Source organism: Streptomyces prunicolor NBRC 13075 (assembly GCF_000367365.1).
Lineage (GTDB): Bacteria > Actinomycetota > Actinomycetes > Streptomycetales > Streptomycetaceae > Streptomyces > Streptomyces prunicolor.
The window spans coordinates 110,733-122,688 of sequence record NZ_BARF01000084.1 but is presented as its reverse complement, the minus strand read 5'-3'; the positions used below and the strand labels follow the sequence as shown (position 1 = coordinate 122,688).

Sequence of the window (11,956 nt, the reverse complement as noted above, 5' to 3'; positions counted from 1 at the left end):
ATGGGACAGGCTTCGGACGCGATCCTCGTCTACGGCTACGACCTGGGCGGCGCCGACGACGGCTGGAAGGTGCAGGAGGTCGACGAGTACGGCTACCTGCTGCCGACGCCCTGGTACGAGCCCACCGGCGACGACGAGGACGAGGACGGGGACGACATCGGTACGGCCGTCGAGAACCGGCTCCTGACCGAGGTCGCCGGGTTCACCGAGACGTGGACGCGCGACGCCCGCGAGACCGGCTACTGGGATCGGCGCCGCGAAGCCGAGAAGCAGATCGGCGTGAAGCTGGAGACGTACTGCTCGCACTCCGTGCCCGCCTACGCCCTGGCCGCGCACTCAACGACAGTGCACCGCGGGCACGTCGAGTACATCGACCCGCAAGACCTGCTGTGGAAGCCGCCCACGGAGAAGTGGGACGCGCGGCTCGCGCGTGCCCTCGAAGCGCTCGGCCTCACACCGATCCAGGAGCGCCCCCGCTGGTTCCTCGTCTCGTACGGGGAGCTGTGATGTCCGGGATTGAAGAGTTCCTCGAGGAGCTGGCCGCCCTCACCGCGAAGCACGGCATCTTGATCGAGGGCTGCGGCTGCTGCTGCTCGCCGTACCTGGAGCGCACCGGCGCCGACCACAAGAACCTGCCCATCCGCTTCGGCCTCACGTACGTGCCCAAGACCGGGCGGTACGCCCTCGACGCCGAATAGCCACCGGCCCGGCCGCCACCAGGCGGCCGGGCCTGACCCATCGGAGTAGCCCATGCGTAACACCCTCCTGACCCCCGAGCTGGCGCGCGCCGTCGGCGCCGCCCTCCAGCGCATCGCCATCTGGTGGCGGCAACTGCGCGAGCAACTCGCCGCCCTCGCAAAGCGAGTCGCCGAGACCACCCGGCACCTCGTACGATTCGCGGCCAGGACGCGCGCCCGGGTCCGCACCGACCGGCCGGCCTGGGCCAGCCCATACGGCCCTGCCCTGAAGGGACACCGATGACCGCGCGCATCCGCCTCGACGACCTGAACAGCGCCGACCTCGACAACCTGTACGACGAGCTGGACCGGCTCCGCGCCCTCGTCGAACGCCTCGGCATCACCGGCCCGGAGGCAGCGCCACCGGCCCGACGGTGGCAGGTGGAAGGCCGGGTGAACGGCCGCTGGGGCACCCTCCTCCGGGACGTCGCCGAGCGGGACCGCGCCGTCGACTCCTACCGCCGGCGCCGCAGGGAGCACCCCAACAGCGAGTTCCGTCTCGTCCAGCGGGTCACGACGAGCACCATCGACGACCCCGACGCCGCGCCCGCAGAAGCGACCGAAGCGACCGACCGGTGCCTGTGGTGCGCCGCCGCCAACGCAGGGACAGAAGCCGCCGCATGAACGACAGCCCCAACCCGCCCGCCCGGCCGCGAGCCGACGACGACCCACCCCGCGATGGCGTCCGCATCGAGTACCGGGCCACCGTGCCCCGACACCTTCTCGGCGCCGCCATTGCCGAGGCCTTCGACATCATCCACCAAGAGACACAGCCACCGGCCGAGCGGCCGACCTGCGACTGACAACGCGAAACCCTCGGCCGGCGGGGGCCTTCTTCGTTGGCCGTAGGATGCGCCCTCACGGGAGGGGCTAGAGGGGGTTTCGTGGCGAGGAACGATGGGGGCTGCGGGTGCATCGTGGCGTTCGTGGTGGCGGTATGGCTCTACACGGGGGTGAGTAGCTGTAGTTCGTCGGACCCCGAAGAGGCGCCGCCAGAGAAGCCCGCGCCGACTGCGCCCCTACTGCACTGGACGTACCAGGGCAGTAGCTGCGCGGATGGTTGGCCCTCGACCTCGATCGGCCACCGGGGCGCCTGTAGCCATCACGGTGGGGTTGTCTCGATATGGGATGACGGTGAGGGGCACGAAGCCTCGTGTCGCGGTTACCCGATGGTGACTGCCGAACAGCGAGACGCCGAGCTTCAGCGGCTCGGCCGGATTCTCTGCTAGCTCAGCTCGGCCAAGGCCTTCGGGGCAGGGGTTAATGGAGGGCTTAGCCCGCGCTCGGTCCTGTGATCGACATGCGTGCTACTCCATTCGGACGCACACTGAATGCGACGTAGCCATCCCACAGAGTCAGACGAACCGATCTGAGAAAGCCCGCCCACTCTCCCCCTGGGAGGTGCCGTGGTCTTGATCGCGCTGTTTCTACCGGCCCTGTTGCTACTGCTCCTCCTCGCGATGGAAGCGTTCGAGGACCTCGTGTTTCCGCCGCCGAGCCCGCCTCCGCCAGAGGACGCCATCCCCAGCAGTCGGCGTCCGCATGAACGATGAACCCCCGCACACGATCGTGCGGGGGTTTCGTTGTGTCTGGGTCAGTCCAGGATCCCCAGCTCGGTGTCCGGCCGACAGAACGCGCACGCCTCGATGTTCGGGTCCGAGAGGGAGACACGCGCGTCATGCTCGGTGATCCGATGGGGTGTGCCCTCGATCATCGTGCAGTCGCCAAGGTGAATGATCGCGGGCTCGGGCCCGCGGGGCGTGCGCTTCTGCTGAACAACGAACTGCGGCCGAGGCGAGGCCTGCGCCATCGGGCCGAGGCCGGAGCCGCCCTTGGGGATCCGCGACCGCCGCGGGGGTGGGGCCTCGGCGCGGGTGAGGGCGTCTCGTACGGCATCACGCTGGAGCCGCAGGTACGTCATCACGGTCTCTTCCTCGGCGAGCTGCTTTTCGAGGTACCCGAGGATCGCCCGAAGGCGAGGAGGGTCCGGCGGCAGCTCGTTCATGTGTTCGATTCAAGCATCCCGTCCGCGACACGTCGATGTGACGTGCAATGGTTGGTGGCCACTCGCAGCGGTACCTGGCCAGTTCCGCATTGGCACTCGACACCTTCACAGGCTGCGATCACACTGGCAGCGTGGTCGAGCTTGTAATTGCCGCCGTTGGATGCCTCGTTGGGCTCGGTGGGCTTGCAATCAGCTATGCAGCGCACCGTCACCAAGTAGGCCAGGCCGAACGTCTGGCCGAGAGGGAGCAGCTTGTCGCAGAGCGGGAGCGTGCGGCCGACGAGCGCAACACTCTGGTGCACGCATCTCGGCTGCACGTCGGGTTCATGGCTACTCAGTCGCCGCTGACCAACCTTGATACCTGGGTGCTGAGGGTCATCAACTACAGCAGCCAGCCGATGAGGGATCTGGTCTCGTTCTATGGCGGAGAGCGCCTGGAGTTTGATTCGCCGACCGGCCACCTGAGCCCTGGCGTTATGCGCGAGGCCCGGATCCCGTCAAGGCTTGCGGAACCGCGGCCACTGCATGAGGCCACGATCGTCGAATTCACCGATGCCGCAGGTCTTCGATGGCGCCGCCTGGGGAGCGGTGTGCTCCAGTGTCGAAGGGACAATCCCGACGGCTCTCAGGTGTGGGGGCCCGAGCAGGCGCCTCTCGTCGAGTACGCCAACCCGGACGCCTGGGCAAGGCGAGACCTCTTCATGCGCTTCGAGGCTGGGGGCCCGGACCTTGACTTTCCTCCCGAACGCTGACGACACCGCCGACTCCAAGCACTCTGCTGTGAGCGTCCTGCGGCAGATTCTGGATCGACCTGATTGCCGCTGGCCAACTATTGCTGAGCAAGCTGGCCAACTGGCGTTGAGTGTGAAGCTGTGACCTGCCTTGTCGTCGAGTGAGCCGGCCAGACATCGGTGGAAGTCACAGTCGACGCGGTACCAACCCGCTGTCCGAGCTGGGAGTGCAGGGGCACAGTGCCCCTGCCCCTCGGAACCGCCGAGATCAGGAGACGGTCGGACGTCTCCCCAGGCCGGCGGCGCGGCTCAGCGGCGACCGATGACGGAGTGAAGCAGGAGTTGCACCGCGACGCCGCCGAGTGCCGTGCACGCCCCTCCGATCACCTTCATGGTGAGGACCCGCCGATACCGGCGGGCCCGGGAACGGTACTGATCAGGAACAGACGGCTTAGAGTCGATGTGCATGGAAGGCTCCGTTGCTGAGACGGGTCAGGACGTGCGGGAGCACTCCGCAGAGCCGGGCCGCCAAGCATCTGGCCTGCGGGGTTATCCCGTCTTCGACGCTAGACCGCGAACGCTTCTTGTGTCCGCCGCCAACGGCCCCACGCTGCTGCGGAGTTGGTGTAATTTCTGAGCGTGGAACGCCCTTGGGAGCAGGTGCACGAACCGGGCACCTTGGATGACCTGCTGGAAGATGCGTCCAAGGCCGGCTATGAGATCAGCAGGCGGACGATCCACGACTGGATCTCGCTTGGGCTGCTCAACAATCCCCAGCGGTGCGGGGCCGGCCGCGGATCCCGGCCGGGGCTGCACTCGGCGAACCAACGCAAGTTGTTCCTCCTCCTGCTGAGCAAGCGCGTGGAGATGCCGAAGATCCCGTCGCTGGCACTGGTGCCGTTCGGGATCTGGTTGTGGTGGGGCGAGGAGTGGGTGCCGACCCGGCAGGCGGTCAAGGCTTTCCGAACCTGGTTCGGCGATGGGCTGCGCCGCAAACAGGTGTGCTTGGAGGCGGCGCGGGCCACGCTGGAGCAGATCGACCACCCCGCCGCCACCGACACCGCCCGCAACCGGTTCGTCCGTTTCTTCACGGAAGTGAGCTACCAGGGTGGCACCACCCCTGAGCTCCGGAATGAGCTTGAGGACGCGGCGCGCGCGGTGTTCGAGCCGCCGAGCATCTTCGCGACCAGCGGCCTGGCTCGTGCCGTGGGCCCCGCGAGCGCGCCATGGACCCTGGAGATGCTGCTCTACCGGATCGACTCCATCACCACCGCCATGCAGGCCGTCCGCGACAACAAGGTGGACGAAGAACTGCTGATCCGCGCTCGGGCCCTCTACCTACAGACCAAGCACTGGTATGAGGATCTGCGCCCAGGTCTAGCCGCGCAAGCAGTCGGCCCCTTCGCGGGCTTGTTCCGCGAGCAGAACCTTGACGATCACTTCAACAACATCGGCACCGACATGGTGAACGCCATCGCGATGTTGTTGGTCAGCCCGATCGCGCAGGCGCAGTACCCGCCGCGTGGGTAGCGACCTTGGGTCATGATCGAGTGCAGGGCGGGTGATCGCGCCCTGCTCGTCTCAGGCGCCGGTGTGGTCGTCGCGCTTGCCTCCCTCGTCATCGTTCGCCTTTCGCGGCCGGGTCTTGCCAGACCCGGAGTATCCGCGCTCGATGTCCTGAATGGTCGACGGGGAGACGTTGAGCTTCGCTGCGAGCTTCCTGACGGAAACCCCCTGCTGTTGCCGCTGGTCGAGGACGTAGTCCCGGCGTAGATCACTGAGTTCCTTGATTGCCGGGCCGTACGCCCGGAGGAACACGCTGATCTCCCGGGCTCTGGCTAGCTCGTCCTCGATTGCCTTGAGGGCTTGCAGGGCGTCGAACACGCGCTGAGCCTCCCCTCCGCCGCCTGCCTGTTCCTCGGCCATCCGGTTCCTATCTGCCATGGCCGCTTGCCCGACTGTATGGGAGTCCCATACAGTCGGGCAAGCAACGCGATGTTGCGCCTATAAGTCGGCCCCCGGTCGGGGCCTAGGAAACGCCGACCGGGGGCCACGTCAGATGGAGCTGACGCATGCCAAAGGGTACTAACGCGCGCCCGGGTAATCCCCCTGGCGGGCAGACGAGCAACGCCGGATCGACCTACCAGTCCGTGATCCTTCGCGGCGAGAAGGAGCCGGCCTCGGAGCAGACCCGCGGCATCCCTGCCCGGAACACCACGGGGGGACGCCGATGACGCGCCGGATCAGCACGAGGACGCCGAACGAGACCGTCGCCCAGCCCGCCACCGTGCGGGCGTGTAGCAAGGACCGGGGCAACGTCCAGGACCAGGCCGCCCGCGCGGAGGAAGCTCTCGGGCAGCTGGAGTCGGCGAAATTCCACGCGAAGGCCAGCGCGGAGTCCTGCGGCGGGAGGCGGACCGCATGAGCGCCCTCGGCCGTCTCCGCGAGGCGCTGACCGGCGGGCCGCGCTACACGCCCGCCGTCGGCCCGCACGCCTCGACCCGCGACCAGGAGAAGAACGGACGTAAACGCGGCCGTGAGCTGGACCAGGCGGAGGGCCGCCGTGCCCGACACCGCGCCTCCGTCCTGAAGAACGGCGACGCCGGAGACGGCACGAAGTTCGCGTTCGAGCAGAAGCGCGGCTGGCGCCGCCGCTCCTGACCTGCCCCAGACCGGCCGCCCCCGATGAGGGGGCGGCCTCATCTGCTCCCAGGAGAGCACCGTGAAGACCCGCCAGATCGAGCGCACCCGCCTCGTCCCGCACACCATCAACGGCAAGACCGAGTTGGTCCTGGAGCGTTACAACGTCGATGTGCCCGTCCCGCCCCGCGACTGGGACCGCACGGTACTCACTGCCGTCACCATCGCCGCTGGCGTCCTCGTTGCCGTCGCCGTCGTATGGTCCACCGCGTCCATCGGCGACCTCCTTGCCCGCGTCACGATCTCCCCCGCCGCCTACGCCGCAGCGATCGCCTTCGACCTGGCGTGGATCCTGTGCATGGCGGTCGAGTGGCTCTCCCGCTACGACCCCGCCCGCGCCGCCCTCCCACGGAACATGGGGCACGGCGCGCTCGTCATCGCCATGCTCGCGGTCGGCGCGCACGGCTGGCTCGCCGGGCAGCAGGCGATCGGCGTGATCGGCGCCGTCGTCTCCGGCATCGTCAAGGCGCTGTGGACCGTCGTGCTGCGCCACTATGCCAAGCCGCTCGATGAGAAGACCCAGCAGTGGGTGGACAAGCAGCGCGCTGAGGCCGGCGGGGAGCTGGCCATGGTGGCGATCAACCGCGAGCTGACCCGGGCCCGTGGCCAGGTGACCGCCGAGCGGATTGCGCTGGAAGCAGCGTCCGGATCCGCGGATCCGGACCAATCCGGACCGGATCCGCAGTCCGGATCCGCCAGTCCGCCGCCTGCCCGCACTGGGCCGATGACCGTGAAGGACGCGGTCCGGACTGCGTTGGATTCCGGGATCCGGGATCCGGATGCGGTCCTGCGCTACGTCCACCAGGTCGCCGACGCTAACGCCAAGCTCGCCACCGTCGAGCGCTACCTCCGGGGCGCGTGATGTCTGCCGTCGTCTGGCCCCTGGCTGTGCTCCTCAGCGCGGCAGGCCTCTGCGTCATCGCGCCGCGCCGCGCGCCCGGCCTGTACCTCGGCCCGGCCGCCTGCACTGCCGCCCTCATCACCATCGCCGTCCTGTACGTGACGGCCATCTGGAGCCGCTAAGCCATGACCTACGTGACCATCGGAGGCGTCACCGTCGGCGTCTGCATCCTCGTCGCCACCCTCGTCCAGTGGTGGCCCGGCCTCAAAACCCTCCGCTCCGACCCGCTACGACAGGCCGGACGCCTGCTGCCATTCCTCGCCGCCTGGACGTACGGATGCCTGGTCACCCTTGGCGTCGGCGGCCTCATCGGCTGGATCGCCGACACGACCCTGTGGATCACGAACTGGCTCGGCGACGTCGCCCTGGTGTGGGGTGTAGGCGGGCAGTCCGGCCAGCATGGCTCCGGAGCCGCCTACGTGCCCCTGTCGCAGACCGGCGGGGGAGTGGTGCTGATCCTGAGCGCCGGGATGATCACCGCGGTAAAGAAGTCCACCAAGTACGGCCGCGACCTGAAGTGGGGCACATGGTGCGGTATCACCCTGGGCACTAGCGCGGGCGTGGCGGGGTTCGCGGCGGCGCCGATCGCGCAGGCCGCGAACTGGCTCGGCGACAAGGTCTACGGGGCGATCTGATGGCCGAAGAGACCACGGAGCCAGAGACCAGCAAAGAGGCGGGGGAGGAGACAGGGGAGTCAAACCTGATCGCGGGCGGGGTCGTCGTGCTGATCCTGACCGGCGTGGCTTTCCTGGTCTTGAAGGTAGTTGTCACCGCGTACCCGTACGTGGCGTACTTCGTGGCCGGGATCCTCTGCACCCTCGGCTGGCAGAAAGCGCGCAGCTGGCTTGAGAAGCGGCGCAAGGACAACGAGGACGACGAAGAACAGCCCGACGACGAGGCTGCCGCACACGAGCTGACCCGCGCCCGCCTCACCCGCGCCCTGCACGCCGTCGGCGCCCCGCACGCCCACACCAGCGCGCTCGCCGAGCACCTCAACACCACCGCCGACCACGTACGCCAGGCCCTCGACGCCGCCGGCATCCCCCGCTCGGGTGGAGTGCGCATGAAGGGGCGGAAGGTGGCCGTATCCCCGGGCGTCAAGAAAAGCGACTTCCCGCCCCTCCCCCCTTCCGCCCAGGGCGCCCCTGTTGCAGGGGCGTTGACCAGCAACAACAACAGCAACAACGGCTTCGAGACGGTGCCGGACGAACAGAACCCGGCGCGTACGCACGTGCGGTGGCGAGTTCAGGGGCGCGTTCAGGCAACCGCGGCACAGCATCGGTCAGCCGACGAGGAGGCCGAGCGGCAGAGGCTCCAGGACCTCGTGAACCGCGTCGAACGATCCAGGCAAGAGGCGTTCGAGGAGCACACCGAAGACGCCCTCAACATCCTCGGGGATCAGGCATCCTGAGCTCATGCCCGCCTCCCTGACGTTCCACGGTGACGACAAGGACATGACCCTCGACGAGCTGGCGCAGTTCGTAGAGGACGCGCGCCAGGCCGGCGTCCCGGGTGACAACCCGGTGCGCGCCGAGTTGTCGACAAGCCAGAAGATCAAGGAAGTGGCGGTGGCGTTGAAGGCCGACCGGAGCTGACGCGCAAGGGCCCCGCACCGGATCCGGTGCGGGGCCCTCGTCGTGCTGTCGGGGCTAGTCCTGCTTCTTGGCCTTGTTGGGCTGCCGGGGCGGGACGCCGTACTCGGTGCCGATGATGCGCAGGGTCGCCTCGGTCCACGGCACGAGCGGGTGCGCGGCGACGGACGCGTACGGCAGATCGGTGTCAGCCTTCAGCTCATCGGCCAGCGCCTTGCGCGCCGCATGGCGCGTCCTCTCCTCTTCTTCGAGGGCTTTCTTCCATGCGGCGAGGGCGTCGAGGACGGCGTCGCTGGGCTTGTACTCGGGCAGCGGCTTGCCGCCCCGGTTGAAGAGCTCGGGCATGGCACCAGTCTTTCACGAGAGGGTTTGGGCAAACCGGTTGAAGCGGGTCAACCTTTGCGATCACTTTACCGAATACAGTTGTGAAAACTGGCTAGGGCAAGTTGATTTGGAAAGAATGGAAGCAGCACCACAAACCGCCCCAGACAGAAGGAGAGGGCCTGATCATGAGTGAGACCTACGCGGAGCGCCTGGCCCAGGGAAACCCGCAGGCCGCCGCTGCCTTCCAGCTCGGCCAGCTCATCGAAGCCGTCGACACGGCGCGCGCCGCCGCCAAGGAGGCCAAGCCGAAGGTCTGGCACTTCGCGAGCAGCGCCGACGTCTGCGCGGCCGTCGACCGGGAGCACGTGGCCGACGGGAACGTGGTGGTCGTCGAGTCCGAGCGCATCGTCGGCTTCGTTGTCGTCGCATGGCCCGTCGCGATCACCGAGCAGTTCGGCGCCTTCCACGCGTACAGCAAGCTCGGCAAGCCGGCCCGCGAATACTGCAAGGGCGACTACATCCCCAGCGTCGACCGGGCCGAGCAGGTGGCGATCGAGCTGGGCTACAAACTCGCCGACCCGTCCGCCGCACAGACGGCCCGGATCACGGCCGGCCTGCCCGTCGCCTTCGAGACCCCGCGCATGCTCGTCGAGTCCGCCGACGTCCTGCACGCCTTCGGCACCCGCCTGACCGTCCTCGACACCGGCGTGCGGATCAACCCGGCCACCAGCCAGGGCGAATGGTGGGCGCTCGTCGAGGGAGCCACCGAGGACGACCAGCGGCGCACCTACCGCGGCCAGTGGGCGTTCGCCGTGCCCGTCGCGAACGCGGCCTGGGACGTCGTGACCGTCGAGCGGGTCCTTCCCACCCCGGGCGCCTGACCAGAACAGACGACGCGAAAGGGCCGAGCGAACGTGACGCAGAGCTTCGAGACCTTCAAAGGCGAGATCGAGCGGGCGTTGTCCGCGTGCGGCGTGGACCCGCACGAGTGGTGCGACGTGAGCGCTGCCGCCTCCTACCTCGCCGAGGACCAGCACACGAACGCGCCGGACGAGTTCTGGACCGTTGTCCGCCGCTTTCGCCGCACGACGCACCAGCAAGCCGCGATCGACCGGCAGATCTTCCTCGACGACCTCGAACTGGAGCTGACGGGAGGGTGCGGTGCCTGCGGGCTGGAAGCCGACCAGATGTGCGCCGCATGCGGGCGCTGCAACTGCGACCGACATGACGAGTGCACCCGGCCCGCCGACCAGTAGCCGAGGGAGCCGCAGGCCTGTGACCTGCGGTTTTCTTTGCGCCACCTTTAATGAATTGACTTGTTAAAACTGGATAGGGCAAGTCGATTTGGAAAGAATGAAAGTAGTTCAAACCACCACCAACCGAGACGGGAGCGGGACATGCGCGCAAAGAAGGCCACCGAGCACGGCAGGTGCCTGAAGTGCCGCCGCCCGCTCCGCAAGCCGTCGCCCGACGGCTACGGCCCGAAGTGCCGCCTGAAGGTCCGCCGCAACGCGCGGACCGACACGGCCAGCCCGAAATGGCAGGTCGCCAAGGCCCTCGAACTCCTGGAGCTCGGCGCCGTCATCCCGCTCCGCCAGAACCGGATCTTCCTCGTCGTCGCCGACGACGGCACGGAGGTCTACCGGACCGCCGCCACCGGCCAGTGCAACTGCCCGGCCGGCCTGCGCTCCGTCCGCTGCTACCACGCCGTGGCCGCGCAGTACGTGGCCGCCGCCTGATCACGAAGGAGACACACCGATGTCCGCCTACCTCGCCACCGCCCGCCGCCTCAACCACCTCGCCGCCGTCGTACGCGGCAGGGCCCACCACCCGCAGCGCTACATGATCGAGACGCTCGCCGGGGCCATCGAGGACGCCGCGATCGCCATCCAGTCGTACCCGGTCGACGAGCCCGGCCAGCTCCCTCAGCCCGCCGTGGACGCCCTGCGCGAGGCGGCCGAGCTGCTCACGCAGAACGACTTCATGACCCCGGCGGTGATCGTCGGCTACGCCACCGCGCCGGTCACCGGCGAGACGCCGACGATGCAGCCGCTCAACGCGGTCAGCATGCAGCTCGCCCGCGAGGACGCTGACCTGCGCGCCCGCCGGATCGCCCTGATCGAGCACGGGCACCTCAACTCCCGCGACGACGAGGTCCTGAACGCGGCCCTCACCGGGCTGATCGCCCTGCACCGCAAGCACGAGCGCCTGGCCGCTGCCGTCGCCGTCGACAACAACCGGCCCTGCAACCGCGGCAAGGCGCCCGCCGACCTCGCCACGCTCTGACCGGCCCGCACCCACACAGGAGACCCCGCATGATCACGTTCGATACCCGCGTGCACAGCTTCCCGAGCTGGTGGCAGATGCCGTGCGTCGCCTGCGAGATCCTCGGCAGCAACGGCAAGGCCGTCATCTCTGTCGAAGCCACGAGCGGACTGGGCCTCGCCACGTGCCCCGCCCACCTGGAGACCACAGAGCGGGTGATGCGCACGCTCACCGGCTATGACGAGGACGGGCTGCGGGCCGTGTTCTTCTCGGCCGGTCTCACCACCGGGCTGGATGCCATGTTCCAGGCGGCGATCGACGCCGCAGTCACCGGCGGCCCCACCGAGGGCGGGATGCTGCGCGCCGCCCTGTCCACGTTCGGGATCCCCTCGTTCTACGTCGAGGACAGGGGGGTCTCCTACGTCCTGGTCGCCGCCAACCGCACAGCCGACGAGGGCGCCGCCCACACCGGGCCCAGAGTGTTCCTGCACTCCGGCGAGGACGCGGGTCGGCCCGCCGAGCAGCACGACGAGCCGTGGGCGGCGTCCCTGTACGCGGCCGACGGCGAGTACGTCAACGAGCTGTTCGTCGCGCGGCCGGGCCTGCCGCTCACCGAGGAGTGCGCGACCACCGCTCTGTCCCTCGCCTGCTGGCTCGTCGCGAACGCCAGCCGCTTCAGCCGGGAAGAGGGAGAGAGCTGA

Annotated in this window: 23 protein-coding genes; 20 read left to right on the top strand and 3 right to left on the bottom strand. The window is 68.6% G+C overall.

The genetic code is table 11. The annotated features are described in order from the left end of the window. The 6 genes from SPR02S_RS35385 to SPR02S_RS66555 all read left to right on the top strand — a co-directional run bounded on the left by SPR02S_RS35385 (window position 1) and on the right by SPR02S_RS66555 (window position 1,966). Window positions 1-507 carry a hypothetical protein gene (locus tag SPR02S_RS35385; RefSeq protein ID WP_019061759.1) on the top strand — a complete coding sequence of 169 codons (507 nt, stop codon included), beginning with the start codon at window positions 1-3 and terminating at the stop codon, window positions 505-507. After that, window positions 507-698: a hypothetical protein gene (locus SPR02S_RS35380; RefSeq protein WP_019061758.1), complete on the top strand. Its 192-nt coding sequence runs from the start codon at window positions 507-509 to the stop codon at window positions 696-698. The genes SPR02S_RS35385 and SPR02S_RS35380 overlap by 1 nt, the downstream gene beginning before the upstream one ends. A gap of 52 nt (window positions 699-750) precedes the next feature. Next, window positions 751-981 (top strand): hypothetical protein, encoded by a 231-nt coding sequence (locus SPR02S_RS35375; RefSeq protein ID WP_019061757.1) that lies wholly within the window; start codon window positions 751-753, stop codon window positions 979-981. Beyond that, entirely contained in the window at window positions 978-1,361 is a 384-nt protein-coding gene (locus SPR02S_RS35370) for a hypothetical protein (protein WP_019061756.1), read from the top strand. Before SPR02S_RS35375 ends, SPR02S_RS35370 begins: the two co-directional genes overlap by 4 nt. After that, window positions 1,358-1,540 carry a hypothetical protein gene (locus SPR02S_RS35365; protein WP_019061755.1) on the top strand — a complete coding sequence of 61 codons (183 nt, stop codon included), beginning with the start codon at window positions 1,358-1,360 and terminating at the stop codon, window positions 1,538-1,540. Before SPR02S_RS35370 ends, SPR02S_RS35365 begins: the two co-directional genes overlap by 4 nt. A gap of 81 nt (window positions 1,541-1,621) precedes the next feature. Further along, a complete protein-coding gene (locus SPR02S_RS66555) occupies window positions 1,622-1,966 on the top strand; it encodes a DUF3761 domain-containing protein (RefSeq protein ID WP_506410164.1) in 345 nt (114 codons plus the stop codon). A 365-nt stretch (window positions 1,967-2,331) separates the two neighbouring features. Here SPR02S_RS66555 and SPR02S_RS35360 read toward each other — a convergent pair whose 3' ends face one another. Then, entirely contained in the window at window positions 2,332-2,742 is a 411-nt protein-coding gene (locus SPR02S_RS35360; protein WP_019061754.1) for a DUF6233 domain-containing protein, read from the bottom strand. Window positions 2,743-2,873: 131 nt separating this feature from the next. Between SPR02S_RS35360 and SPR02S_RS35355 the strand changes: the two genes are divergently transcribed. Together SPR02S_RS35355 and SPR02S_RS35350 are read left to right on the top strand one after the other, a co-directional pair. Next, the gene (locus SPR02S_RS35355; protein WP_158697937.1) at window positions 2,874-3,494 is read left to right on the top strand and encodes a hypothetical protein; all 621 of its coding nucleotides are present in this window, start codon (window positions 2,874-2,876) and stop codon (window positions 3,492-3,494) included. Window positions 3,495-4,112: 618 nt separating this feature from the next. Further along, window positions 4,113-5,003: a hypothetical protein gene (locus SPR02S_RS35350; protein WP_020684241.1), complete on the top strand. Its 891-nt coding sequence runs from the start codon at window positions 4,113-4,115 to the stop codon at window positions 5,001-5,003. Between the two features lie 51 nt (window positions 5,004-5,054). Here SPR02S_RS35350 and SPR02S_RS59170 read toward each other — a convergent pair whose 3' ends face one another. Next, window positions 5,055-5,399 carry a helix-turn-helix domain-containing protein gene (locus SPR02S_RS59170; protein ID WP_019061751.1) on the bottom strand — a complete coding sequence of 115 codons (345 nt, stop codon included), beginning with the start codon at window positions 5,397-5,399 and terminating at the stop codon, window positions 5,055-5,057. Window positions 5,400-5,703: 304 nt separating this feature from the next. Between SPR02S_RS59170 and SPR02S_RS35340 the strand changes: the two genes are divergently transcribed. The 7 genes from SPR02S_RS35340 to SPR02S_RS35310 all read left to right on the top strand — a co-directional run bounded on the left by SPR02S_RS35340 (window position 5,704) and on the right by SPR02S_RS35310 (window position 8,669). Beyond that, window positions 5,704-5,898: a hypothetical protein gene (locus SPR02S_RS35340; protein WP_019061750.1), complete on the top strand. Its 195-nt coding sequence runs from the start codon at window positions 5,704-5,706 to the stop codon at window positions 5,896-5,898. Beyond that, window positions 5,895-6,134 carry a hypothetical protein gene (locus SPR02S_RS35335; protein WP_019061749.1) on the top strand — a complete coding sequence of 80 codons (240 nt, stop codon included), beginning with the start codon at window positions 5,895-5,897 and terminating at the stop codon, window positions 6,132-6,134. The genes SPR02S_RS35340 and SPR02S_RS35335 overlap by 4 nt, the downstream gene beginning before the upstream one ends. A gap of 61 nt (window positions 6,135-6,195) precedes the next feature. Next, complete coding sequence (locus tag SPR02S_RS35330; protein WP_019061748.1) at window positions 6,196-7,035, top strand: hypothetical protein; 840 nt, start codon at window positions 6,196-6,198, stop codon at window positions 7,033-7,035. Further along, window positions 7,035-7,196 carry a hypothetical protein gene (locus SPR02S_RS63500; protein WP_019061747.1) on the top strand — a complete coding sequence of 54 codons (162 nt, stop codon included), beginning with the start codon at window positions 7,035-7,037 and terminating at the stop codon, window positions 7,194-7,196. Before SPR02S_RS35330 ends, SPR02S_RS63500 begins: the two co-directional genes overlap by 1 nt. Window positions 7,197-7,199: 3 nt before the next feature. Then, a complete protein-coding gene (locus SPR02S_RS35320; RefSeq protein WP_019061746.1) occupies window positions 7,200-7,709 on the top strand; it encodes a hypothetical protein in 510 nt (169 codons plus the stop codon). After that, complete coding sequence (locus tag SPR02S_RS65815) at window positions 7,709-8,485, top strand: hypothetical protein (RefSeq protein WP_019061745.1); 777 nt, start codon at window positions 7,709-7,711, stop codon at window positions 8,483-8,485. The genes SPR02S_RS35320 and SPR02S_RS65815 overlap by 1 nt, the downstream gene beginning before the upstream one ends. A gap of 4 nt (window positions 8,486-8,489) precedes the next feature. Then, complete coding sequence (locus tag SPR02S_RS35310) at window positions 8,490-8,669, top strand: hypothetical protein (protein WP_019061744.1); 180 nt, start codon at window positions 8,490-8,492, stop codon at window positions 8,667-8,669. 54 nt (window positions 8,670-8,723) lie between these two features. Here SPR02S_RS35310 and SPR02S_RS35305 read toward each other — a convergent pair whose 3' ends face one another. Next, window positions 8,724-9,011: a hypothetical protein gene (locus SPR02S_RS35305; RefSeq protein WP_019061743.1), complete on the bottom strand. Its 288-nt coding sequence runs from the start codon at window positions 9,009-9,011 to the stop codon at window positions 8,724-8,726. Between the two features lie 164 nt (window positions 9,012-9,175). On the opposite strand from SPR02S_RS35305, the gene SPR02S_RS35300 reads away from it, so the two are divergent. From SPR02S_RS35300 to SPR02S_RS35280, 5 genes are all read left to right on the top strand, one after another. Beyond that, window positions 9,176-9,871: a hypothetical protein gene (locus tag SPR02S_RS35300; protein WP_019061742.1), complete on the top strand. Its 696-nt coding sequence runs from the start codon at window positions 9,176-9,178 to the stop codon at window positions 9,869-9,871. Between the two features lie 33 nt (window positions 9,872-9,904). After that, window positions 9,905-10,246 carry a hypothetical protein gene (locus SPR02S_RS35295; RefSeq protein WP_019061741.1) on the top strand — a complete coding sequence of 114 codons (342 nt, stop codon included), beginning with the start codon at window positions 9,905-9,907 and terminating at the stop codon, window positions 10,244-10,246. Window positions 10,247-10,387: 141 nt separating this feature from the next. Further along, complete coding sequence (locus SPR02S_RS35290) at window positions 10,388-10,729, top strand: hypothetical protein (protein WP_019061740.1); 342 nt, start codon at window positions 10,388-10,390, stop codon at window positions 10,727-10,729. A gap of 19 nt (window positions 10,730-10,748) precedes the next feature. Beyond that, window positions 10,749-11,276, top strand: coding sequence for a hypothetical protein (locus tag SPR02S_RS35285; protein ID WP_019061739.1), 528 nt, complete (start codon window positions 10,749-10,751; stop codon window positions 11,274-11,276). A gap of 29 nt (window positions 11,277-11,305) precedes the next feature. Beyond that, window positions 11,306-11,956, top strand: coding sequence for a hypothetical protein (locus tag SPR02S_RS35280; protein ID WP_019061738.1), 651 nt, complete (start codon window positions 11,306-11,308; stop codon window positions 11,954-11,956).